Consider the following 22,467-nt stretch of genomic DNA (forward strand, 5'->3'; position numbering starts at 1 on the left):
TCCCGGACGACGGTCAATTCGCATCGGCCGGGGCGCCCTCGCGCACCGTCCGGAGGATGCCCGGCAGCGCGGCCAGGAAGGCGTCCGCCTCCTGCTCGGTCAGCACCAGCGGCGGGGCCAGCCGGACGGCGTCCGGGACGGCCGCGTTGACCAGGAAGCCCGCCTCCTGCGCGGCGGCCTGGACCTGCGCCGAGACCGGCTCGGTGAGCACGATGCCGAGCAGCAGGCCCGCCCCGCGCACGTGCGAGACCAGCGGGTCGCCGAGCGCCTCGACGCCCTGCCGCAGCCGCTCGCCGAGCTTGCGGACGTGCTCCAGCAGGCCCTCGGACTCGATGGTGTCCAGCACCGCGAGCCCGGCCGCGGCGGCCACCGGGTTGCCGCCGAAGGTGGTGCCGTGCTGGCCGGGGGTGAGCAGCTCGGCGGCCGGCCCGAAGGCGAGCACCGCGCCCATCGGCAGGCCGCCGCCGAGCGCCTTGGCCAGGGTGACCACGTCCGGCTCCACGCCCTCGTCCGCCTGGTGGGCGAACCAGTGGCCGGTGCGGCCGACGCCGGTCTGGATCTCGTCCAGGACCAGCAGGGTGCCGGTGGCCCGGGTGATCTCGCGGGCCGCCTTCAGGTAGCCCTCGGGCAGCGGGATCGCGCCGTTCTCGCCCTGGACGGGCTCCAGGAAGACGGCGGCCGTCTCGGTGGTGACGGCCGCGCGCAGCGCCTCGACGTCGCCGAGCGGGACGTGGGTGACGTCGCCGGGCAGCGGGCGGAACGGGTCCTGCTTGGCGGGCTGGCCGGTGAGCGCGAGGGCTCCCATGGTGCGGCCGTGGAACGCGCCCTGGAGGGCGACCAGGTGGGTGCGGCCGGTCCGCCGGCTGATCTTGAAGGCAGCCTCGTTGGCCTCGGCGCCGGAGTTGCAGAAGAACACCCGGCCGCCCGGGCGGCCGTCCAGCTCCAGCAGCCGCTCGGCGAGCGCGATGGTGGGCTCGGCCATGAAGAGGTTGGAGACGTGGCCCAGGGTGGCGATCTGCCGGCTCACCGCCTCGACGACGGCCGGGTGGGCGGTGCCGAGGGCGTTGACGGCGATGCCGCCGAGCAGGTCGGTGTACTCCTTGCCGTCGGCGTCCCAGAGCTTGCTGCCCTCGCCGCGCACCAGCGGGATGCGGGGGGTGCCGTAGTTGTCGGTGAAGGCGTGCTGCCAGCGCTCGGCGAGCTGCTCGTTGTGGGTCGTACCCGTCGTACTCGTCGCACCCGTCGCGCCGGTCGTGCTGTCGGTGCCAGTCGTGCCGCTCATGCCAGTCCCCCGGTCACGGTCGTTTCGTCGTCCGGCACGACCATCGTGCCGATGCCCTCGTCGGTGAAGATCTCCAGCAGCAGGCTGTGCTGGACCCGGCCGTCCAGGACGCGGGCGGTGCCCACGCCGGAGCGGACGGCCCGCAGGCAGCCCTCCATCTTGGGGAGCATGCCGCTGGCCAGCTCGGGCAGCAGCTCCTCCAGCTCGCTCGCGCTGAGCTGGCTGATCACGTCGTCGGATTCCGGCCAGTCCTTGTAGAGGCCCTCGACGTCGGTGAGGACGACGAGCATCTCGGCGCCGAGCGCGACCGCGAGGGCGGAGGCGGCGGTGTCGGCGTTGATGTTGTAGACGTGGCCGTCGGTGCCGCGGGCGATCGAGGAGATGACCGGGATGCGGCCGTCGGCGATCATCGCCTTCACGGCGCCGGCCTCGATGTTGACGATGTCGCCGACCAGGCCGATGTCGACCTGCTCGCCGTCCACCACGGCGTAGCGCTTGACCGCCGTCATGGTGTGGGCGTCCTCGCCGGTCATGCCGACCGCGAACGGGCCGTGCTCGTTGAGCAGGCCGACCAGCTCGCGCTGCACCTGGCCGGCCAGCACCATCCGGACCACGTCCATGGTCTCCGGGGTGGTGACCCGCAGGCCGTTGGTGAAGCTCGACTCCAGGCCCAGCCGGTCGAGTTGGGCACTGATCTGGGGGCCGCCGCCGTGCACCACGACGGGGTGCAGCCCGGCGTAGCGCAGGAAGACGACGTCCTGGGCGAAGGCGGACTTGAGGCCGTCGTCCACCATGGCGTTGCCGCCGAACTTGATCACGACGGTCTTGCCGTGGAAGCGCTCCAGCCACGGCAGCGCCTCGATCAGCGTCATGGCCTTGGGCAACGCGGTGTTGTTGCGGGCCTGTTCGCCCTTGGGTGCGATCTGCACGGGTTTCCCTCGTCGATGGGGGTCCCCCCGGCCGCGGGCCGGGGGGATGTCGCGGATCAGGCGGGCTCGGGTGGAGCGGCGCGGATCAGGTCGAGTAGGCGCTGTTCTCGTGGACGTAGTCGGCCGTCAGGTCGTTGGTCCACAGCGTGGCGCCCGCCGTACCGGCGTTGAGGTTCGCGGTGATGACGACCTCGCGGCCCTTCATGTCGACCAGGTCGCGGTCCTCGCCGACGCCGCCGGACCTGCAGACCCAGACGCCGTTGATGGCGACGTCCAGCCCGTCCGGGTCGAAGGCGGCGGAGGTGGTGCCGATCGCGGCCAGCACCCGGCCCCAGTTGGGGTCCTCGCCGTGGATGGCGCACTTGAGCAGGTTGTTGCGGCTGATCGTCCGGGCGACCTCGACCGCGTCGTCCTCGGTGGCGGCGCCGGTGACGTCGATCCGGATCTCCTTGCTCGCGCCCTCGGCGTCGCCGATCAGCTGGCGGGCCAGGTCGGCGCTGACCGTGCGGACGGCCTCGGCGAACTCGGCCCGGTCCGGGACGGTGCCGGAGGCGGCGGAGGCGAGCAGCAGCACGGTGTCGTTGGTCGACATGCAGCCGTCGGAGTCGATCCGGTCGAAGGTGGTGCGGGTGGCGCCGCGCAGCGCGTCGTCCAGGGCGGCGCTGTCCAGGTCGGCGTCGGTGGTGAGGACGACCAGCATGGTGGCGAGGCTCGGGGCGAGCATGCCCGCGCCCTTGGCCATGCCGCCGACCGTCCAGCCGGCCGGGCTGGTGTACTCGGCGGTCTTGTGCACGGTGTCGGTGGTCTTGATGGCGATCGCGGCGGCCTCGCCGCCGTCCTCGCCGAGCGCGCCGGCGGCCAGGGCGACGCCGGGCAGCAGGAGGTCCATCGGCAGCCGGACGCCGATCAGGCCGGTGGAGGCGACGGCGACCTCGCCCGCGTTGAGGCCCAGCTCCGCGGCGGCCTTCTCCGCGGTGGCGTGGGTGTCCTGGAAGCCGAGCGGGCCGGTGCAGGCGTTGGCGCCACCGGAGTTGAGGACGACGGCGGACACCTGGCCGCCCTTGAGGACCTGCTCGGACCAGAGCACCGGCGCGGCCTTGACCCGGTTGGCGGTGAAGACGCCGGCCGCGGCGAGCGAGGGGCCGTCGTTGACCACCAGGGCGAGGTCGGGGGTGCCGGAGGCCTTGATGCCAGCGGTCACACCGGCGGCCCGGAAACCCTTGGCGGCGGTCACTCCGACGTTGGTGCTCTTGCTCACGGTGCGACTCCGTTCACGGGCAGGCCGAGCTCCTCGGGCAGGCCCAGGGCGATGTTCATGCTCTGCACCGCGCCGCCGGCGGTGCCCTTGACCAGGTTGTCGATCGCGCTGATCGCGATGATCCGCCCGGCGGCGGTGTCCAGGGCGACCTGGACCAGGGCGGTGTTGGCGCCGTAGACGCTGCTGGTCTGCGGCCACTGCCCCTCGGGCAGCAGGTGGACGAAGGGCTCGTCCGCGAACGCCTCGGTGTAGGCGGCGCGCAGGCTCCGGGCCGTCACCCCGGGCCTGGCCTTGGCCGAGCAGGTGGCGAGGATGCCGCGCGGCATCGGGACGAGGGTGGGGGTGAAGGAGACGGTGACCGGCTCGCCCGCGACCGGGGAGAGGTTCTGCGCCATCTCCGGGGTGTGCCGGTGGACGCCGCCGACGCCGTACGGGCTGACGCTGCCCATCACCTCGCTGCCCAGCAGGTGCGGCTTGGCGGCCTTGCCGGCGCCGGAGGTGCCGGAGGCGGCGACCACCACGGCCTCCGGCTCGGCGAGCTGCGCGGCGTAGGCGGGGAACAGCGCCAGGGAGACGGCCGTCGGGTAGCAGCCGGGTACGGCGATCCGGTTGCTGCCCTTCAACGCGGCGCGGTGGCCGGGGAGTTCGGGCAGGCCGTAGGGCCAGGTACCGGCGTGCGCGGTGCCGTAGAACTGCTCCCAGTCGGCGGCGGCCTTGAGCCGGAAGTCGGCGCCGCAGTCGATCACCAGGACGTTCGGGCCGAGCTCCTCGGCGACGGCGGCGGACTGACCGTGCGGCAGGGCCAGGAACACCACGTCGTGGTCGGCCAGCACCTCGGGGGTGGTGGCCTCGAGGACGCGGTCGGCGAGCGGGCGGAGGTGCGGCTGGAGCTGGCCCAGCCTGGTGCCCGCGTTCGAGCCGCCGGTCAGCGCCCCGATCTCCATCTCCGGGTGGCCGAGCAGCAGGCGCAGCACCTCGCCGCCCGCGTAACCGCTCGCGCCGGCGACGGCGACTCGCAATGCCATGGCGTTCCTCCTTAGTCTTGGCATGAATATACGCGTGACGGAAAATTCATGCAAGGAGGTTGCGCCGGACCCCCGCCGGGGCGGGGTGCCCGGGTCAGCGCTTGACGGCCCGCAGCACCACGAACTTGGGGTTCCCGGCGACGAGTTGGCAGTTGCCGAAGAGGCGGCGCAGCTTGACGTGGTAGCCGAGGTGGCGGTTGCCGACCACCCAGAGCTCGCCCCCGGGGCGCAGCGCCCGCTTGGCGCCGGTGAACATCCGCCAGGCGGTGGCGTCGGTGGTGGCCTGGTGGGAGTGGAACGGCGGGTTGTTGAGCACCAGGTCCACCGAACCGGGGGCGACCACGTCCCGGGCCAGGGCGTCGGCGGCCAGGAACTCGGCCGGGGCGTCCGGGCCCAGGTTGGCGCGGAAGGTCTCCTCGGCGGAGGCCACCGCCTGGTGCGACTCGTCCACGAACACCAGCTCCGCGCCGGGCCCGGCCAGCGCGGCGGCCGTACCGACCACGCCGTTGCCGCAGCCGAGGTCCACCACCCGGGCGCCGGGGGCGGGGACGGGCAGGTGGGCGAGGAGGAAGCGGGTGCCGATGTCGAGCCGGTCGGCGCAGAAGGTGCCCGCGTGGTTGACGACCGTACGGCCGGAGGCGGGGCCGATGTCCTGCGGCAGCGCGTAGCGGTGCGGCCACGGGTTGGGGCCGGGGTCCAGCGCCCGGTCCGGGGTGCAGAAGACCAGCCGGGCCTTGCGGGCGGCCAGCGAGGTGCGGGTCGGGCCGAGGATCCGCTCGAAGAGCCGGAGCGTGGAGGTGTGGATCTCGGTGACCATGCCGGTGCCGATCACCACGGTGCCCTCGTGGACGGCGGGGGCGAGCCGGTGCAGCTGGTCCTCCAGCAGGGCCAGGCTCTTGGGCACGCGCACCAGCAGCACGTCGATCCGCTCCGGCGGGGTGTCACGGGTGGTGAGCAGCCGGGACTCGTCGACGGCGGCGCCGGCCCGGGCCAGGTTGGCCAGGGTGGCCTGCCGGCCGAGGTGGGAGTCGGTGATCTGGACCGGCCGGTACTCGGCGAGCGCGGTGGTCAGCGCGCCCCAGCGGTCGCCGAGGACGGCGACCGTCCGGCCGGCCAGCTCCGTCGCGGTGCCGGCCGCGCTGTCGGCCTCGCCCGCGAGGTGGCGCAGCAGGTACTCGTCGGCGGCGTCCCAGGCCCGCAGCCGCTCGCGCGGGTCCTCGGGGAAGCGGGTGAGCGCGAAGGCGCCCCACGGGGTGGTGAAGGAGGTGTCCGGCGGGGTCGCGGCGGGCGTGGTCTGGGGATTCATCGTGTTCTCAGGCTATCCGACGGTCCCGGGGGCGGTTACGGACGGATACTGGAAGGGCCCGGCCGAGAGAGGTGAGGGCGATGGAGTGGAAACTCGAAGTCGTGGTGGTCCCGGTCTCCGACGTGGACCGCTCGAAGCTCTTCTACGAGGAGCAGGCCGGGTTCACCGTCGACCACGACACCCTGTTGCGGGACGGGATCCGGGTGATCCAGTTGACGCCCCCGGGTTCGGCCTGCTCCATCGTGGTGGGCAAGGGGGTGATCGACTCGCCGCCCGGATCGGTCAAGGGACTCCAGCTGGTGGTGCCGGACATCGAGAAGGCGCACGCCGAACTGGTGGCCCGCGGTGTGCAGGTCAGCCCGGTCCAGCACTTCGTGGCCGGGGCCCGGGTGGACGGGCACGGCGAGGCGTGGAACAACTTCCTGTTCTTCAACGACCCGGACGGGAACGGCTGGGCGATCCAGGAGGCGCCGCCCGCGGGCGGGCAGGCCGTCCTTGGGTAGGCTCCCAGGATGGCTGAACACGAGGGAAGCGTGCGGGTGGACAGCTGGATCTGGTCGGTCCGGCTGGTCAAGACGCGGGCGCTGGCGGCGGCCGCCTGCCGGGCCGGGCACGTCCGGGTGAACGGCGAGCGGGCCAAGCCCGCCCAGACGCTGAAGCCCGGGGACGAGGTGCGGCTCCGCGAGGAGGGCCACGAACGGGTCGTGGTGGTGAGCAAGCTGATCCGCAAGCGGGTCGGCGCCGTCGTCGCGGCGGAGTGCCTGGTCGACAACAGCCCGCCGCGGCCGCCGCGCGAGTTCGTCGCGGCGGCCGGGACGCGGGACCGCGGGGCCGGGCGGCCGACCAAGCGGGAGCGCCGCGACCTGGACCAGCTGCGCGGGCACTGAGCGGCGCGGAGCCGCTACGCGACGTCCGCGGTGGCGAGCACCTTGGCGAGGAAGCCGCCGAGGTTGCCCACCGTACGGTCGATCTGCAGTTCCAGCGGCAGCGACTCGTCGGGCCGGGTGACCAGCGTGGACTTCTTCAGCCCGCGCACGTAGAGCGAGCAGGCCAGGTCGGCGCAGATGTACGTGCCGACCGTGTTGCCCTCGCGCCCGGCCGCCCCGGCCCGGCGGGCGGCGAGCAGCGCGACCCCCGACCCGGCGTGCGCGGTGATGCACAGCGAGCACACGTTGGTCTTGGTCAGGCTGCGCCGGATCACCGAGGAGCGCAGCGTCACGCCGACCGGCTCGCCCTCGTACGGCGCCACCAGGTACGCCCGGTCGGGCGCGCCCTGGTCCCGCCAGCCGAGGAAGTCCAGCTGCTCCCAGGGCAGTTCGGCCAGACCCCGGGGCAGGTGGAGCCGACGGGCCTCGCCCTTGGAGCAGTTGACGAAGGACGCGCGGATCTCGTTCTCGCTCAGGGGTTCCATGCCGCGGACGCTAACACCGGCCGGCCGGGCCTGTCGCGCCGTTTTCACCCGGTCCGTACCGGGTGGGCGGCCTGGACGGCGAGCCGGCGCGGGGCGTCCTCGCCGATCCGGGTGAGCAGGTCGTCCAGGGCGAGGAAGGCCTCCCACCGCTCCTTCCCGCCGGCGGCGGCGAGGCGGTCGACGACCAGGTCCTCCAGGTCCTGGACCCGCTTGTTCTTCCAGGCCTTGTCGGCCAGGCCGACCAGCAGGTCCTCGACGGTGGTGCCGGGCTCGTCCCAGCTCGCGTGGGTGCGGGCGAAGCGGGCGAGGTGCTCGGGGACGCCGTGGGCGAGCAGCAGGGCGTACCCGGCGGGCTCGTGCCGGGAGCCGGGGGCGGAGAGCTCCTCGGGGTGGACGGTCTTGCCGATGTCGTGGGTGGCGGCGCCGTAGAGGACGGCCGCGCGGTCGAAGGCCAGGCCTTCGCGGGCGCAGAACCCGGCGATCTCCTCGGCGACCCGGTGCACCAGCGCGAGGTGGGCGACCAGGCGGGGCGGGGCGTCGACGGCCCGCAGCAGTTCGGCGACGTCGGCGGGCAGCGGCGGCAGGGCGGTGGTGGTCACGCCGCAGGGTAGCCGCGGGGGTGAGGGGCTGTCAGTGGGGTTCCGTAGCCTTCGACGGTCCGGTCCCGGCGTAGGAGGGAGGCGCCGGGACCGGGCGCGCGAACGGCTGCCGCTCGAAGCGGACGGCTGCCGTTCCAAGCGGACGACTACCGCTTGAAGGCGACGCCGGCGTACGCGGAGACGTCCTGCCAGCCCTCGGGGAGTTCGGAGGTCGGCACGTGGCCCGCGACGGGGCGCCAGAGCGGGAGCTGGACGAGCCCGGGGCCGACGAAGTCGAAGTCGCCGAAGAAGGGCTCGACGCCGGAGCGCGGGCGCAGCACGAGCGGGGCGCTGGCGCTGCGGTAGATGCGAGTGCCCTCGGCGGCGCTCTCGCGGGAGGCGAAGTCGGGGCTGCCGTGGGAGAGGATCAGCGCGCTGCCGGGGGCGAGCGCGTCGCGCAGGGTGCGGACGATCTGCTGGGCGCCCTCCTCGTCGCGGATGAAGTGCAGGACGGCGACCAGCATCAGCGCGACCGGCTGGGAGAGGTCGACGGCGCCGGCCAGCCCGGGGTGGCCGAGGATCGTGGCCGGGTCGCGCAGGTCGGCCTCGATCACCGAGGTGTGCCCGGCGGGGTGGCCGGCCAGCAGGGCGCGGGCGTGGGTGGCGACGATCGGGTCGTTGTCCACGTACACCACCCGGGCGTCCGGGGCGACCCGCTGGGCGACCTCGCTGGTGGAGCCGACCGCCGGGATGCCGGTGCCGATGTCGACGAACTGGCGCACGCCCCGGCCCGCCACGTACTCCACCGCGCGGCCGAGGAACTGCCGGTTGGTGCGGGCCAGCAGCGGCAGCGCGGGGTAGGCGGCTATCGCGGCCTGGGCGGCCTTGCGGTCGGCCTCGAAGTTGTCCTTGCCGCCGAGGTAGTAGTCGTACATCCGGGCGGTGTGCGGGACGCCGGTGTCCAGCTCGCTCGGCGGCTGCCAGTCGCCGGTCCTGCCCCAGTCCCACTCGGTGTCCGTGCTCCGGCCGGTCGCCGCGCTGTCCTCGTACATCCTGTCCGCCCCCAATGCGCCATGCCGGAAGAGTTCGGCCACCGCCCGTCCTCACGCGGTGCGCGGTGATCGTATCCAAGGACACGCCGTGGAAACAGCGGGAGTTCAGGTTTACGCAACACCCGGTGACGGAGTGTGTGCACGTCAAGAAGGGTCCGGACGCTCGGCCCGGATCGCCCGCCCGAGCCGTCCTCTCTATGCTGGCTGCCGATGACTGCCGACCGCCGCAGCGTGCTGCGCACCACCGCCCGACTCGCCGCCCTCGCCGCCACCGGGGGGCTGCTGGCTGCCTGCGGCACCGGCACGCTCCGCCGGGCCGACCCGGGGGCGCTCGCCGCGCACCCCGGCACGGTGGACCCGCAGCACACCACCGACCCGGCCTGGAACGGCGGCGAGGGCCCGGCCTCCCCCGAGCCCACCGCCCCGGCGGAGCCCCGGCCCGACGCCGAGCCGACCGCCGCCGCGGCCGCCGCCCAGCCCAGCGCCCCGCCGGCCCCGCCCGCGCTGCCGCCGCTCGCGCCCGGCACCCCGGTCGAGGTCGCGTACGGGCCGCGCACCGGGAAGAACGTGGCGCTCACCGTCCACGGCAGCGGCGACCCGAAGCTGGCCACCGCCCTGCTGGAGATCGCCGAGCAGCGCGGCGCCAAGCTGACCGTGATGGTCGTCGGCAGCTGGCTCGACCAGCAGCCGCAGATGGCCCGGCGGATCCTGGACGGCGGCCACGAGCTGGGCAACCACACCCAGAACCACCTCAACATCTCCGCCATGACACCGGACCAGGCGCGCGCCGAGATCGCCCAGTGCGCGGAGCGCCTGCAGCGGCTCACCGGCTCGATCGGCCGCTGGTTCCGGCCCTCCGCCGCGCAGTACGCCACCCCGATGGTGCGCGAGCAGGCCAAGGCGGTCGGGTACGAGCACGTGCTGTCCTTCGACGTCGACCCGCGCGACTACAACGACCCCTCGGCGGCCGAGCTGCAGCGCCGGGTGCTGAACTCGGTGCGCGGCGGCTCGGTGGTGGCGCTGCACATGGGGCACCAGTGCACGGTGGACGCGATGCCCGGTGTCCTGGACGGCCTGGCCAAGGCGGGGCTCAAGCCGGTGACCGCCAGCCAGCTCTGCGCCTGAGCACCCGGGACCGGTCTGACGGGCCCCAGGGAACGCCCCAGGTCAGACCATCGGATCGTCGTCCTTGTACGGGCGCAGCCGCAGCGTACGGGCGTCCGCGGCGCGGATCGCGTCCGCCCGGTTGACCAGCTCCTCCAGGTCGTCCCGGCCGGCGTGGATGAACCGCCCGTGCAGTCCGTCGAAGCGGCCCCGGGCGGCGTCCACGGTGACCGCGACCATGTACGGGATGGAGCCCCAGGTCGTCGTCTCCTTGAACATCGGCATCCCGGCGGTCATGTCGGTGGCCACCGCGCCCGGGCTGACGTCGAGGACCACGACGCCGTTGCGCGCGAGCGAGTCCGCCATGTTGTCGGAGAGCTGGAGCAGCGCGCCCTTGGACGTGGCGTACGCGGTGTAGTTGCCGTCCGGGCGCAGCGCGAAGCCGGAGTTGAGGTTGACCACCCGGCCGCTCCGGCGGGCGACCATGCCGGGGAGCACGCAGCGCAGCAGGTTGTAGGGGCCGCGCAGGTTGGTCTCGATCACCTGCCACCACTGGTTCGCGTCGGTCTCCCAGATCGGCACCTCGGCGCGGTCGACCAGGCCGGCGTTGTTGACCAGCAGGTCGATCGGCCCGAGGTCGCGCTCGACCAGCCGGACGGCCTCGCGCACCGAGCCGGGGCGGGTGACGTCGGCGGTCACCGCGACGCCCCGGGAGCCGCGCTTGACGCACTCCTTGAGCGTGTCGGTCAGCGTCTCGTGGGTGCGGCCGACCAGGCCGACGGACATCCCCTCGGCGGCCAGGCCGATGGCGAGCTCCCGGCCGATGCCCCGGCCCGCGCCGGTGATCAGGGCGACCTGTCCTGCGAGCGATCCCGTCGACACCCTGTGCTCCCTTCACGTCCCCGGCCCTGTCCGCGTCCGCCCCCGGCCCCGTCTGCGGCATTCTGTCGGCAGCCGGGCGGAGCGGGCCCCGGGCACACGGGTCCGGGGCCACTGCCTCACTCGTTCGGGTGAAGCCCGACCCTGGCACTACGCCGGGGAGGGGGTGACCTACTGGCCGGTACGGAGTAGTAACGTCGTCGGGGCGGTGACCGGTGCACCCATTCCGGCACACCGGCCCGTCGTCCAGCAGCTCGCTGGGCCACCCGAAGCTGGGCGACCCCCAGCACCGTCGAAGGGCAACTGAGTGAGTGACATCGCGCGCGTCGGAGTGATCGGCTGCGGTCTGATGGGGTCGGGCATCGCCGAGGTCTTCGCCCGGGCCGGGCTGGACGTCCTGGTGTCGGAGGCCAGCGGTGAGGCGCTGGAGTTCGGCCGCACCCGGCTGACCAACTCCCTGGAGACGGCGGTCAAGCGGGGCAAGCTGAGCCCCGAGCAGCGGGACGAGGCGCTGGCCCGGCTGTCCTTCACCGTCGAGCTCTCCGACTTCGCCGACCGCGACCTGGTGGTCGAGGCCGTCGCCGAGCGCGAGGACATCAAGGTCAAGATCTTCGAGACCCTGGACCGGGTGGTCGAGCGCCGCGACGCGATCCTCGCCTCCAACACCTCCTCGATCCCGATCGTGAAGCTGGCCGCCGCCACCACCCGCCCGGAGCAGGTGATCGGCCTGCACTTCTTCAACCCGGCGCCGGTGCAGAAGCTGGTCGAGGTCATCCCGACCCTGACCACCTCGGCGACCACCACCGAGCGGGTCGAGGCCTTCGCCTCCCAGGTGCTCGGCAAGGAGCCGATCCGCGCCCGCGACCGGGCCGGCTTCGTGGTCAACGCGCTGCTGGTGCCGTACCTGCTGTCCGCGGTGCGGATGTTCGAGACGGGCGTGGCCACCGCCTCCGACATCGACAAGGGCATGGAGGCCGGCTGTGCCCACCCGATGGGCCCGCTGCGGCTGTGCGACCTGATCGGCCTGGACACCATCGTCTCGATCGCCGAGTCGATGTACGACGAGTACAAGGAGCCGCTGTACGCCGCTCCCCCGCTGCTCTCCCGGATGGTCGACGCGGGCCTGCTGGGCCGCAAGTCCGGCCGGGGCTTCTACGACTACACCGCGAGCGCCTGACACCCCGGCGCGACCGAACGGCGGGGCCCGGCGGCTGTGAACCAGCCGCCGGGCCCTTTCGCCGTGCCGGCGTCAGCTGTTGATGGCGTAGCTGTCGCCGTAGACCTTCCACTTCAGCGGCGGGTTGAGGTCGAAGTTCTTGGCGTTGAGGAAGACCAGCTGCTCGCTGTCGACCCGGCTGGTGTCGGAGTGCGCCTCCTCCTTCTTCATGACCACCTTGCGGGCGTCCAGGAAGGCCTTGAGGTAGGTGGCCTCGTCGCCGCCCTGGGCGGGGGTCTTGGCCTTCTTCAGGGCGGCGGCGCGGATGCCGCCGAAGCTGTCCGAGCTGTTGCCCGGGCCGTGCATGACGATGGCGTCGTAGTAGGCGAACTGGCCGAGCGCGCGCAGGCCGTCGCTCTTGGCCTGGTTGACGGCGGGGTTGAAGTACACCCGGTCGCGCTCGTCGTTCTGGGCCTGCTGGAAGACGGTGTCCTTGGCGGCGGTGGCCCAGTCCTTCTCGAACGCGGAGCCCAGCCCGGCGTGCGACTCGCTGCCGTTGACCTTCTTCAGGGCCGGCAGGTACTTGGCCAGGATGTTGCCGGGCTTGAGGTCGGTGTAGTGCTGGACCAGGTCCAGCATGTCACCGGTGCCGGAGCAGAAGCCGATGATGCCGGCGGTGTAGCCGCGGCCGTCCTTGATGTCCTCGATGTACTTGTACTGGGCCTTCCAGTCCAGCGACGAGTTCTCCGCGCTGGACACCAGCTGCATGGCGATGTCCTTCTTGTGCGGGTCGTCCAGCCCGACGCCCTTGAGCTGGACGGCGGCGGCGGGCGACGGGGCGGCCTGGGCCGCCGAGGTGGCCGCGACGGTCAGCGGCGCGGCCACCAGGGCGGCGGCGAGGGCGATGCGGAGGGCACGACGGGGCTGAGGGCGCATGGGACGCTCCGATTCCTCGTGGGGTTAGGAAACTTTCCTAACGAGAAAAAGGAAACGCTCTCGGCCCGGCTCCCGCAAGGGTTTTGACCGAACCTCTTCAAGAGATCTTGAGGGCCGGCGGCCGGGTCGCGACGCCCGGGCGACCGTCCGGTCGAGCCGGGGAAACGGCCGGGACAACACCGGGGAAACGGAGAGGGCCCCGCCCCGGACGCGTGGTCCGGGACGGGGCCCTCCTCGGGCGCTGCCGCGTCAGGCGCCGCGCAGCACCGCGCCGGTGCGGGCGACGGCCTCGGCGACGGCCGCCTCACGGGCGGCGGTGGCCTCGTCGGCGGTCAGGGTGCGGTCGACCGCGCGGAAGCGCAGCGCGTACGCCAGCGACTTCCGGCCCTCGCCGACCTGCTCGCCGGTGAACACGTCGAACAGCCGGATGGCCTCCAGCAGTTCGCCCGCGCCGGCCCGCAGCGCGGCCTCGACCTCGGCCGCCGGGACGGCGGTGTCGACGATCAGCGCGACGTCCTGGGTGGCCACCGGGAAGCCGGAGACCGCCGGGCCGTTGACGCGCTCGGCGCCGTCCGCCGTCAGCAGGTCGATGTCGATCTCCATCGCGGCGGTACGGGCCGGCAGCCCGAGCGCCTTGACCACCCGCGGGTGCAGCTCACCGGCGTGGCCGACCACCCGGTCGGTGCCGGCCACCAGCAGCTCGGCACAGCGGCCCGGGTGCCACGGCGCCAACTGGCCCTGCCGGACGGTCAGTTCGACGCCGGCCGCACGGGCCACCGTGCGGGCCGCCTCGACGGCGTCCGCCCAGGAGGCCTGGGAGCCCTTGCCCCACCAGCCCGACGGCAGCCGCTCGCCCGCGAGGGCGACGGCGATCCGGCGCGGCTGGTCCGGCAGCGCGGCGTCCAGCGCGGCCAGCTCCTCGTCGCTGGGCCGGTGGTCGACCGCCGGACGCGGGGCCACGCTCAGCTCGTCCTTGGGCAGGAAGACCGTGCCGGTCTCGAAGACCGCCAGGTCGGTGTTGCCCCGGCCGACGTTGCGGCGCAGCGCGCCGAGCAGGCCCGGCAGCAGCGTGGTGCGCAGCGCCGGCTCCTCATCGTTCAGCGGGTTGACCAGCTTCACCGTGCGGCGGCGCCGGTCGTCCGCCTCCAGGCCGAGCGCCTCGAAGGCGGGCTCGCCGAGGAACGGGTAGTTGTTGACCTCGACGTAGCCGGCCGCGGCCAGCGCGACGCCGATCCGACGGTGCACCCGCTGGGCCTCGGTCAGACCCTTGCCCGGGGGGACGTTGGGCATCCGGGCGGGGACGTTGTCGTAGCCCTCCAGCCGGATGACCTCCTCGGCGAGGTCGTACGGGTCCGTGAGGTCGGGCCGCCAGGTCGGCGGGGTGACCTCCAGGACGTCGGCGCCGGAGACCGAGCAGCCGATCTCCTGCAGGCGCCGGGTGACGGTCTCGCGGCCGTACCCGGTGCCGGCCACCCGGTCGGGCAGGTCGGCGGCGATGGTGATGGTCCGCACCGGGTGCGGGGCCGCGATGTCGGTGACCCCGGCCTCGGCGGTGCCGCCGGCGATCAGGACCAGCAGGTCGACGGCGCGCTGCGCGGCGGCGCGGGTGGCCTCCGGGTCGACGCCGCGCTCGAAGCGCTTGGACGCCTCGGAGGGCAGCTTGTGCCGCTTGGCGCTGCGGGCGATGGCGACCGCGTCGAAGTGCGCCGCCTCGATGATCACCTCGGTGGTGCCCGGGCCTGCGGCCGGGTCGAGGATCTCGGTGGAGGCGCCGCCCATCACGCCGGCCAGGCCGATCGGGCCGCTGTTGTCGCAGATCAGCAGGTCCTCGGCGGAGAGCTTGCGCTCGACCCCGTCGAGGGTGGTGAGGGTCTCGCCCTGCGCCGCCCGGCGGACCGTGATCGGGCCGTCCACGCGCTGCTTGTCGTAGGCGTGCAGCGGTTGGCCGACCTCCAGCATCACGTAGTTGGTGATGTCGACGGTCAGCGAGATCGGGCGGATGCCCGACTTCTGGAGCCGGCGCTGCAGCCAGATCGGGGACTTGGCGTTCGGGTCGACGCCGACGACCGTACGGGCCACGAAGCGGTCGCAGCCGGTCTGGTCGTTGACCTTCACCAGGTAGCCGAAGGAGTTCGCCGGCGGCACGTCGAGCAGCGCCGGGTCGGCCAGCGGCAGCCCGTACGCGGCGGCGGCCTCGCGGGCCACACCGCGCATGGACAGGCAGTAGCCGCGGTCCGGGGTGACGGCGATGTCGAGCACCTCGTCGACGAGCTGGAGCAGCTCGATGGCGTCGGTGCCGGGCTCGTACTCCGGCGGGAGCACGATGATGCCGTTGTGGTCGTCGCCCATGCCCAGCTCGCGGGCGGAGCAGATCATGCCGGCCGAGGTGTGGCCGTAGGTCTTGCGGGCCGCGATCGGGAACGGGCCGGGCAGGACGGCGCCCGGGAGCACGACCACGACCTTGTCGCCGACGGCGAAGTTGGTCGCACCGCAGACGATCTCCTGCGGGTCGCCGGTGCCGTTGGCGTCGCCGACGTTCACGAAGCAGTGCCGGATCGGCTTCTTGAAGCCGGACAGCTCCTCGATGGAGAGCACCTCGCCGACCACCAGCGGGCCCTTGAAGTCCGCGCCGATCTGCTCGACGGTCTCGACCTCCAGGCCGGCCCGGACCAGGCGCTCCGCGACGTCACGGCCGGTCTCGCCGGCCGGCAGGTCGACGTACTCGCGCAGCCAGGAAAGCGGGACGCGCATCAGATCTCCATCCCGAACGGGAGGGTGAAGCGGACGTCACCCTCGACCATGTCGCGCATGTCGGCGACGTTGTGGCGATTCATCAGGATCCGCTCCAGGCCCAGGCCGAAGGCGAACCCGCTGTAGCGGTTCGGGTCGACACCGCAGGCGACCAGCACCCGCGGGTTGACCACGCCGCAGCCGCCGAGCTCGATCCAGCCCTCGGAGGAGCAGGTCCGGCACGGGCGGTCCGGGTTGCCGACGCTCTCGCCGCGGCACACGAAGCACTGGAGGTCGATCTCCGCGCTCGGCTCGGTGAACGGGAAGTACGACGGGCGCCAGCGCAGCTCCAGGCCGCCGCCGATCAGCTTCTCGACCAGCACCTCGATGGTGCCCTTGAGGTCCGCGAAGGTGATGCCCTCGTCCACCGCGAGGCCCTCGACCTGGCGGAAGACCGGGGTGTGGGTGGCGTCCAGCTCGTCCGTCCGGTAGACCCGGCCGGGGCAGACCACGTAGAGCGGGGGCTCGCGGTCGAGCATGGTGCGGGCCTGGACCGGGGAGGTCTGGGTGCGCAGCACCACGCCGGAGTCGGCGGAGCCGTCCGGGGCCTGGACCCAGAACGTGTCCTGCATCGAGCGGGCCGGGTGGTCCGGGCCCAGGTTGAGGGCGTCGAAGTTGAGCCACTCGGCCTCGACCTCGGGGCCCTCCGCGACCTGGTAGCCCATCGCGACGAAGGTGTCCTCGATGCGCTCGGCCATGGTGGTCAGCGGGTGCCGGGCGCCGCGCGGGGCGCGGTCGTACGGCAGCGTGACGTCCACCGCCTCCTCGACCAGCACACGGGCGTCCCGCTCCGCCTCCAGCTCGGCCTGCCGCTGGGCGAGGGCCTTGTTGACGGCCCCGCGGGCCTGGCCGATCAGCTTTCCGGCGGCCGCCTTGGCGTGCGGGGGCAGGGCCCCGATCTCGCGATTGGCGAGCGAGAGCGCGGAGCGGTCGCCGGTGTGGGCGACCTTGGCCTGCTTCAGCTCGTCCAGGGAGCCGGCGGCGGCGAACGCGGCGACCGCCTCGTCCCGCGCCTGCTCCACCACCTCGGGCTTGAGGGCCTCGACCTCGACCGGGTCGTACGACTTGTTGGGTGCCGACATCTCTATCTTTCCCGTGCTCCTGCTCGTCCGTGCTCAAGGTCTTTGGGCCAACGCCAAAGGTCGAGTGTAGTCGCAGCGTGTATCACCGCTGCCGCGAAGCCCGTCCGGGGGGAACGACGTCCGACCTGCTCGGGATCCCGAAGCAGGCTGTGCTTGGCGTTCACGCACTTTCTCAGAGCATGAAGTCGGGCACCCCGGCGGGCAGGATAAATCGGAACCGGGCGCCGCCGCCGGGCGCGCGGTCGACGCGGATCGAGCCGCCGTGGGCCTCCACGATGCCCTTGACGATGTAGAGGCCCAGGCCCGTACCGCCGCGCTTGGAGCCGCGCCAGAAGCGGGTGAAGACGCGCGGCACCGCCTCCTCGGGGATGCCGCTGCCTTCGTCGCTCACGGTGACCGCCGTACCTTCCACGATGCGGGGCGGGGTGCCGTTGCGCTCCCAGACGGGCGCCTCGACGACCTCCTTGGCCGGTGCCACCTCGATCGTGACAGTTCCCTCACCGTGCCGCACCGCATTTTCCAGCAGGTTGGCCAGCACCTGGTCGACCTTGTCCGGGTCGGCCCACAGGACGGTCAGCGGCTCGCTGATCCGGATGTCGAAGCGGTCCTCGGGGATGCCGGTGGCGACCTTGCGCTCGACGTGCCGGCGCACCGCCGCCGCCAGGTCCACCACCTGCTTGCGCAGCTCCAGCCGGCCGGCGTCGATCCGGGAGATGTCCAGCAGCTCGGCGATCAGCCGGGTGACCCGGTCCGCGTCGGCGTCCACGGTCTCCAGCATCAGCCGCTTCTGCCCGTCGGTGAACCGCTCCCACTTGGCCAGCAGCGTCGCCGTGAAGCCCTTGACGCTCGTCAGCGGGGAGCGCAGCTCGTGCGCCACGGTGGCGATCAGCTCGGCGTGGCTGCGCTCGGTGCGGCGCCGGGCCTCGGTGCCGCGCAGCGCGATCACCAGGCGCTCCAGCGGCCCGCCCGGGGCGCCGCGCACGTACCGGGCGGAGACCAGCACCTCACGCCCGCCGGGCAGCAGCAGGTTGCGCTCCGGCTGGCCGGTGCGGATGGCCAGGCCGCCGTACGGGTCGGTCAGCTGCCACCAGCGGCGGCCGTCCAGGTCCTCCAGCGGGAGGGCGTCCTCCAGCCCGCTGCCGAGCGCGGCCTGCGGGAGCACGCCGGTGAGCCGGGCCGCGGCCCGGTTGAAGCAGACCACCCGGCCCAGCGCGTCGGCGACCACCAGGCCGTCCGGCAGGTCGTCCGGGTCGAGCTCTGGCCCGCTGCCGACCATGGGTTGCCTCCCCGATTACCCACCGTGCCGTTCCCCCCACAGAGGCAGACCCTAGCGTCTCCCAGGCGGGTGTAGTAGGGCTTGCAACGGGGAGATCCCGGTGCGCCCCCGGGTGCGTCAGGCGTTCGAGCGGCAGCCGCCGGGCGAACGCTGCGCCCGGGCCGAGGCGTACAGGCAGACGGCCGCGGCCGTGGCCAGGTTGAGGCTCTCGGCGTGGCCGTGGATCGGAACGCGCACGACCTCGTCGGTGAGCGCGCGGGTCTCCTCCGGAAGCCCCCACGCCTCGTTGCCGAACACCCATGCGCCGGGCGCGCCCAGCGTGCCCTCGTCCAGCTCCTGGTCCAGGTCCCGCTCCCCCGCGCCGTCCGCGGCGAGCACCCGGACACCGGCCTCGCGCAGCCTGCCGACGGCCTCCTCGACCGGCACGCCGACCGCCACCGGCAGGTGGAACAGGCTGCCCACGGAGGCCCGGACGGCCTTCGGGTTGTAGAGGTCCACCGAGGCGTCGGTGAGCACCACGGCGTCCGCGCCGGCCGCGTCGGCGGTGCGCAGCACCGTGCCGGCGTTCCCGGGGTCGCGCACGTGGGCGAGGACCGCGACCAGCTTGGGGCGGGCCCTGAGCACCTCGTCGAACGGGGTGTCGATGAAGCGGCAGAGCGCCACGATGCCCTGCGGGGTCACGGTGTCGCAGATGTCGGCGATCACCTCGTCGGTGGCGGTCAGCACCGGCAGCCCCTCCGCCAGGGCGGCCTCGACGATGCCGGCGTGCCGCTCGGCGGCCTCCTGGGTCGTGTAGACCTCGACCACGGCGTGCTCGCCGCTGCCCGGCAGCCTGCCGAAGGCGACGGCCTCCCGGACGGCCTGCGGGCCCTCGACCAGGAAGCGGCGCTCCTTGCCGCGCTGGCTTCGCTTGGCCAGCCGGCGGGCGGCGACGACGCGCGGCGAGCGCAGGGAGGTCAGCAGGGGGGTGTCGGTGCTCGGCATGGTCTCGATCTCTGAGGGCGCTGAAGGAGGGGGGCGAAAGCAGGACCGGACCCGCAGGCGAGCCTGCGGGTCCGGTCAGAGCTCAACCGATCTCGGAAGATCAGGCGGCGTCCGCGGCGGCCTTCGGGGCGTTCACGTCGGCCGGCAGCGCCTTCTGGGCGACCTCGACCAGGGAGGCGAACGCACCCGGGTCGTTGACGGCCAGGTCGGCCAGCATCTTGCGGTCGATCTCGACGCTGGCGGCCTTCAGGCCCTGCACGAAGCGGTTGTAGGTGATGCCGTTGGCACGGGCCGCAGCGTTGATGCGCTGGATCCACAGCTGACGGAAGTCGCCCTTGCGCTTCTTGCGGTCGTTGAAGTTGTAGACCAGCGAGTGGGTGACCTGCTCCTTGGCCTTGCGGTACAGGCGCGAACGCTGGCCACGGTAGCCGCTGGCGCGCTCCAGGATGACCCGGCGCTTCTTGTGGGCGTTGACTGCCCGCTTGACGCGTGCCACTTGATTACTCCTTGGGTTGGACCACGGACTACTTCACGTGGTCCGTCATTCGAATGGGTCGGGAAGGATCAGCTGCCCCGCTCACGGCTCGCGCCGGGCGGGAGGGCGATCACTTGCCGAGAAGCTTCTTGATCTTCTTGGCGTCAGCGGGGGCCAGCTCGACGGTCCCGGCCAGCTTGCGGGTCAGCGTCGAGGGCTTGTGCTCCAGGAGGTGGCGGCGGCCGGCGCGCTCGCGCAGCACCTTGCCAGAGCCACTGATCTTGAAGCGCTTGCTGGCGCCACTGTGCGTCTTCTGCTTCGGCATTTCGCCGTATCTCCTCGTCAGTCCCGTCCGCGCCCGCGCGACGTGCGCCGCGCGGGCGTGAACTGGATGGATCTGCGGTGACCGGGCGGGACGCCCCGTCACCCTGGGGGCCGGTCTCCCGGGCCTCCTGGCCGGTGAGGGCTCAGGCGCCCTGGGAGGCGGCCGGCTGCTCGACCGGAGCGTCGGCCTCGACGGCCGGCGCCTCGGCCGGGGCGTCCTCGGCCTCGGTCACGACGTCCTCGACGTCGGTCACGACGTCCTCGTCCTCGATGTCCGCAGCGGCGTCGGGGCCGCCGGTGCGGCCCTGACGCTCGGCCTTGCGGGCGTCCGCGAGGGCGCGGGCCTCGGCCATCGCCTCGGTCTTCTTCTTGTGCGGGCCAAGAACCATGATCATGTTACGGCCGTCCTGCTTGGGCGAGGACTCGACGAAGCCCAGGTCCTGGACGTCGTCGGCGAGCCGCTGGAGCAGACGGAAGCCCAGCTCGGGGCGGGACTGCTCACGACCGCGGAACATGATCGTGATCTTGACCTTGTCGCCCTGCTTGAGGAACCGGACGACGTGACCCTTCTTGGTGTCATAGTCGTGCGGGTCGATCTTCGGCCGGAGCTTCATCTCCTTGATGACCGTGTGCGCCTGGTTCTTGCGCGCCTCACGGGCCTTCATGGCCGACTCGTACTTGAACTTGCCGTAGTCCATGAGCTTGCACACCGGCGGCCGGGCGGTCGCCGCGACCTCGACCAGGTCGAGGTCGTACTCCTGCGCGAGCTCCAGCGCCTTGGCAAGCGGCACGATGCCGACCTGCTCGCCGCTGGGACCGACGAGTCGCACCTCGGGGACGCGAATCCGGTCGTTGATGCGGGGCTCGGTGCTGATGGGGCCTCCTCGGTTGCACCTTCTGCGATGCGGCCGTCGGACGGCGGTCGCACGTAGTGGACTCGACCACTGGGCGGGGCTTCATTCGTGCTGCGCTGTCCGGCTACGTACACCGCCACACGAAAAAAGCCCCGCTCGGTACAAGCGGGGCTCCACACAACCGGGGGCTGCGCCCGGTGAGGGGCGCTGCGGCGACTCGGCGCCAGGGGCGCCCGTCGCGGACCGGGACCCGTCGGCCGCGAGGCCGACAAGGTGGGAGACTTTCGCGGTTGCCCTCTCGGGCCTCCTCAGTGGAGCCTCCACTTGCTGGCCGAGTGCCCATACGGGATCCCGGCCGGTCAGTCTCGAAGCTTACAGCGTCACGCGGTCGAACGCTATTCCGCCCCGGCGCGGACCCCCTTGTACGCTCCACGTGTACCCACACGGCACAACGGAACGAGCCACCCTTGAGCAGCGAGCCCACCCAGAACCCCGGCGCGGACGACGACGCGATCGGCTTCGACGACCTCACCCGCGACATCGCCGAGGTCCCGGCCGTCGAGGTGATCACCACCGTCGCCGTGCACCTGATGAGCGCCGCCGCGGTCAAGTGCGGTCTCGCCGAGGGCGGCGACAAGGACAAGGACCTGGACGAGGCCCGCAAGCTGATCACCGCGCTCGCCGGGCTGGTCACCGCCGGCGCCCCGGAGATCAGCAACTTCCACGCCGCGCCGCTGCGGGATGGGCTGCGCTCGCTGCAGCTCGCGTTCCGCGAGGCGTCCGTCGTCCCGGACGCGCCGGGCGCGGGGCCGGGCGAGAAGTTCACCGGGCCGGTCTACTCCTGAAGTCCGGACGGGGAAAAAGGGGAGGTCAGCCTACTAGTCTAGTAGGCTGACCTCCCCCTTTTCGCTTCCTACCGCTTGTAGAGCGGCTCCCCCGGCAGCTCCGCACCGGCCGGCAGCACCGCGAGGTCCAGCCCCCGGTCCAGCCGCACCCGCAGCACCGGGTCGGCGGCCACGGCCTGTCCGACCCGCTGGGCGGCCGCCTGCAGCCCGGCCTGGTCCAGCGCCGGGTCGAAGACCACCGCGAGCACACCGTCCGAGTCCTCCGAGGCCGCCAGCAGCCCGGTGACCACCTGCGGCTCGGCCGCCAGCAGCCCGCGGACCGCCTCGCGCACCTCCGGGTCCCGGACCGGCGGCAGGAACGCGCGGTTCTCCGCCAGCGCCCGCAGCCGGGCACCGCTCAGCAGGAACGGCACCGGCCCGGCCGGGTCGATCAGCAGGGTGTCGGCGCGCTCCGAGAAGGCCACCATCGCGGCCTGCGGGGCCGCGGTCGGCGCCGGGCGGGCGTCGGCGCGCCAGCGGGCGAGCGAGTCGAGCGAGGTGAAGGCCGGCAGCGCGCGGCGCCCGTCCGGGGCCTCCAGCACCGGGACGGCCATGTCGCTGGTCTTCTCGTGCCGGTGCCCGTTCGCGTCCACCTCGACCTCGCCGAGGATCGCGACGATCGGGACCATCAGCCGGGTGGGGGTCAGCGCCGCCAGCACCTCCGGCTCGGCCGCGCGGTCCTGCGACCAGCGGGCGAGGGCCTCGGTGAGCGCCTGGTCGGCGGTGCCGTCGTCGTCGGAGAAGCCGGGATTCGGGATGCTCTTGCCGACGAACGCCGGGTTGGAGAAGTCTTTGCGGTCCACCCGCCCGACCCTATGCCACCGCGCGCGAGCGGCCCCATTTCCCTGCACGCTCCCCGTGCACGGGGCCTACCCACCGGTA

At 73.0% G+C, this 22,467-nt stretch carries 23 protein-coding genes; 5 read left to right on the top strand and 18 right to left on the bottom strand.

Annotation, left to right across the window (positions count from 1 at the left end):
* Positions 1 to 13 precede the first annotated feature (13 nt).
* The 5 genes from ACWDD9_RS05705 to ACWDD9_RS05725 form a co-directional block, all read right to left on the bottom strand.
* A complete protein-coding gene (locus tag ACWDD9_RS05705) occupies positions 14 to 1,282 on the bottom strand; it encodes an acetylornithine transaminase (protein WP_449810862.1) in 1,269 nt (422 codons plus the stop codon).
* On the bottom strand, positions 1,279 to 2,154 hold the full coding sequence (gene argB, locus ACWDD9_RS05710) for an acetylglutamate kinase (RefSeq protein WP_117491545.1): 876 nt from the start codon (positions 2,152 to 2,154) through the stop codon (positions 1,279 to 1,281). The genes ACWDD9_RS05705 and argB overlap by 4 nt, the downstream gene beginning before the upstream one ends.
* Positions 2,155 to 2,296: 142 nt before the next feature.
* Positions 2,297 to 3,469 carry a bifunctional glutamate N-acetyltransferase/amino-acid acetyltransferase ArgJ gene (gene argJ, locus ACWDD9_RS05715; protein ID WP_449810863.1) on the bottom strand — a complete coding sequence of 391 codons (1,173 nt, stop codon included), beginning with the start codon at positions 3,467 to 3,469 and terminating at the stop codon, positions 2,297 to 2,299.
* Positions 3,466 to 4,494 (bottom strand): N-acetyl-gamma-glutamyl-phosphate reductase, encoded by a 1,029-nt coding sequence (gene argC / locus ACWDD9_RS05720; protein ID WP_449810864.1) that lies wholly within the window; start codon positions 4,492 to 4,494, stop codon positions 3,466 to 3,468. Before argC ends, argJ begins: the two co-directional genes overlap by 4 nt.
* 94 nt (positions 4,495 to 4,588) lie before the next feature.
* Entirely contained in the window at positions 4,589 to 5,800 is a 1,212-nt protein-coding gene (locus ACWDD9_RS05725) for a methyltransferase (RefSeq protein WP_387831178.1), read from the bottom strand.
* Positions 5,801 to 5,880: 80 nt separating this feature from the next.
* Between ACWDD9_RS05725 and ACWDD9_RS05730 the strand changes: the two genes are divergently transcribed.
* Together ACWDD9_RS05730 and ACWDD9_RS05735 are read left to right on the top strand one after the other, a co-directional pair.
* Positions 5,881 to 6,303, top strand: coding sequence for a VOC family protein (locus tag ACWDD9_RS05730; protein ID WP_074002352.1), 423 nt, complete (start codon positions 5,881 to 5,883; stop codon positions 6,301 to 6,303).
* A gap of 9 nt (positions 6,304 to 6,312) precedes the next feature.
* Entirely contained in the window at positions 6,313 to 6,687 is a 375-nt protein-coding gene (locus ACWDD9_RS05735) for an RNA-binding S4 domain-containing protein (RefSeq protein WP_074002351.1), read from the top strand.
* 14 nt (positions 6,688 to 6,701) lie between these two features.
* Here ACWDD9_RS05735 and ACWDD9_RS05740 read toward each other — a convergent pair whose 3' ends face one another.
* The 3 genes from ACWDD9_RS05740 to ACWDD9_RS05750 all read right to left on the bottom strand — a co-directional run bounded on the left by ACWDD9_RS05740 (position 6,702) and on the right by ACWDD9_RS05750 (position 8,841).
* Entirely contained in the window at positions 6,702 to 7,211 is a 510-nt protein-coding gene (locus tag ACWDD9_RS05740; RefSeq protein ID WP_049652075.1) for an FBP domain-containing protein, read from the bottom strand.
* Positions 7,212 to 7,255: 44 nt separating this feature from the next.
* The gene (locus ACWDD9_RS05745; protein ID WP_449810865.1) at positions 7,256 to 7,810 is read right to left on the bottom strand and encodes an HD domain-containing protein; all 555 of its coding nucleotides are present in this window, start codon (positions 7,808 to 7,810) and stop codon (positions 7,256 to 7,258) included.
* 146 nt (positions 7,811 to 7,956) lie between these two features.
* Positions 7,957 to 8,841 carry an SAM-dependent methyltransferase gene (locus tag ACWDD9_RS05750; RefSeq protein ID WP_079272094.1) on the bottom strand — a complete coding sequence of 295 codons (885 nt, stop codon included), beginning with the start codon at positions 8,839 to 8,841 and terminating at the stop codon, positions 7,957 to 7,959.
* Between the two features lie 210 nt (positions 8,842 to 9,051).
* On the opposite strand from ACWDD9_RS05750, the gene ACWDD9_RS05755 reads away from it, so the two are divergent.
* Positions 9,052 to 9,966 carry a polysaccharide deacetylase family protein gene (locus ACWDD9_RS05755; RefSeq protein WP_380779388.1) on the top strand — a complete coding sequence of 305 codons (915 nt, stop codon included), beginning with the start codon at positions 9,052 to 9,054 and terminating at the stop codon, positions 9,964 to 9,966.
* A 42-nt stretch (positions 9,967 to 10,008) separates the two neighbouring features.
* Here ACWDD9_RS05755 and ACWDD9_RS05760 read toward each other — a convergent pair whose 3' ends face one another.
* Positions 10,009 to 10,827, bottom strand: a complete 819-nt coding sequence (locus ACWDD9_RS05760; protein ID WP_074002350.1) for an SDR family NAD(P)-dependent oxidoreductase — start codon at positions 10,825 to 10,827, stop codon at positions 10,009 to 10,011.
* Between the two features lie 304 nt (positions 10,828 to 11,131).
* Here ACWDD9_RS05760 and ACWDD9_RS05765 point away from each other — a divergent pair, with 304 nt between their 5' ends.
* Positions 11,132 to 12,001 carry a 3-hydroxybutyryl-CoA dehydrogenase gene (locus ACWDD9_RS05765; RefSeq protein WP_074002349.1) on the top strand — a complete coding sequence of 290 codons (870 nt, stop codon included), beginning with the start codon at positions 11,132 to 11,134 and terminating at the stop codon, positions 11,999 to 12,001.
* Positions 12,002 to 12,073: 72 nt separating this feature from the next.
* On the opposite strand, the gene ACWDD9_RS05770 is transcribed toward ACWDD9_RS05765, so the two are convergent.
* The 8 genes from ACWDD9_RS05770 to infC all read right to left on the bottom strand — a co-directional run bounded on the left by ACWDD9_RS05770 (position 12,074) and on the right by infC (position 20,722).
* Entirely contained in the window at positions 12,074 to 12,916 is an 843-nt protein-coding gene (locus ACWDD9_RS05770; protein ID WP_449810866.1) for a chitosanase, read from the bottom strand.
* A 249-nt stretch (positions 12,917 to 13,165) separates the two neighbouring features.
* Positions 13,166 to 15,667, bottom strand: a complete 2,502-nt coding sequence (pheT, locus tag ACWDD9_RS05775; RefSeq protein ID WP_380741460.1) for a phenylalanine--tRNA ligase subunit beta — start codon at positions 15,665 to 15,667, stop codon at positions 13,166 to 13,168.
* Positions 15,667 to 16,788, bottom strand: a complete 1,122-nt coding sequence (gene pheS, locus ACWDD9_RS05780; RefSeq protein WP_049649868.1) for a phenylalanine--tRNA ligase subunit alpha — start codon at positions 16,786 to 16,788, stop codon at positions 15,667 to 15,669. The genes pheT and pheS overlap by 1 nt, the downstream gene beginning before the upstream one ends.
* Before the next feature lie 172 nt (positions 16,789 to 16,960).
* Positions 16,961 to 18,064, bottom strand: a complete 1,104-nt coding sequence (locus tag ACWDD9_RS05785) for a sensor histidine kinase (protein WP_049649869.1) — start codon at positions 18,062 to 18,064, stop codon at positions 16,961 to 16,963.
* 117 nt (positions 18,065 to 18,181) lie between these two features.
* Positions 18,182 to 19,048 carry a TrmH family RNA methyltransferase gene (locus ACWDD9_RS05790; protein ID WP_049649870.1) on the bottom strand — a complete coding sequence of 289 codons (867 nt, stop codon included), beginning with the start codon at positions 19,046 to 19,048 and terminating at the stop codon, positions 18,182 to 18,184.
* A gap of 100 nt (positions 19,049 to 19,148) precedes the next feature.
* On the bottom strand, positions 19,149 to 19,544 hold the full coding sequence (gene rplT, locus ACWDD9_RS05795; protein WP_030055649.1) for a 50S ribosomal protein L20: 396 nt from the start codon (positions 19,542 to 19,544) through the stop codon (positions 19,149 to 19,151).
* 109 nt (positions 19,545 to 19,653) lie between these two features.
* Positions 19,654 to 19,848 (bottom strand): 50S ribosomal protein L35, encoded by a 195-nt coding sequence (gene rpmI / locus ACWDD9_RS05800; protein WP_030055648.1) that lies wholly within the window; start codon positions 19,846 to 19,848, stop codon positions 19,654 to 19,656.
* A gap of 142 nt (positions 19,849 to 19,990) precedes the next feature.
* Entirely contained in the window at positions 19,991 to 20,722 is a 732-nt protein-coding gene (gene infC, locus ACWDD9_RS05805; RefSeq protein WP_074002347.1) for a translation initiation factor IF-3, read from the bottom strand.
* A gap of 446 nt (positions 20,723 to 21,168) precedes the next feature.
* On the opposite strand from infC, the gene ACWDD9_RS05810 reads away from it, so the two are divergent.
* The gene (locus ACWDD9_RS05810; RefSeq protein WP_049649872.1) at positions 21,169 to 21,546 is read left to right on the top strand and encodes a DUF1844 domain-containing protein; all 378 of its coding nucleotides are present in this window, start codon (positions 21,169 to 21,171) and stop codon (positions 21,544 to 21,546) included.
* Between the two features lie 68 nt (positions 21,547 to 21,614).
* On the opposite strand, the gene ACWDD9_RS05815 is transcribed toward ACWDD9_RS05810, so the two are convergent.
* Positions 21,615 to 22,388: an SseB family protein gene (locus ACWDD9_RS05815; RefSeq protein ID WP_074002346.1), complete on the bottom strand. Its 774-nt coding sequence runs from the start codon at positions 22,386 to 22,388 to the stop codon at positions 21,615 to 21,617.
* Positions 22,389 to 22,467: the final 79 nt, after the last annotated feature.

The sequence above is a fragment of the Kitasatospora sp. NPDC001119 genome (genome assembly GCF_053598475.1).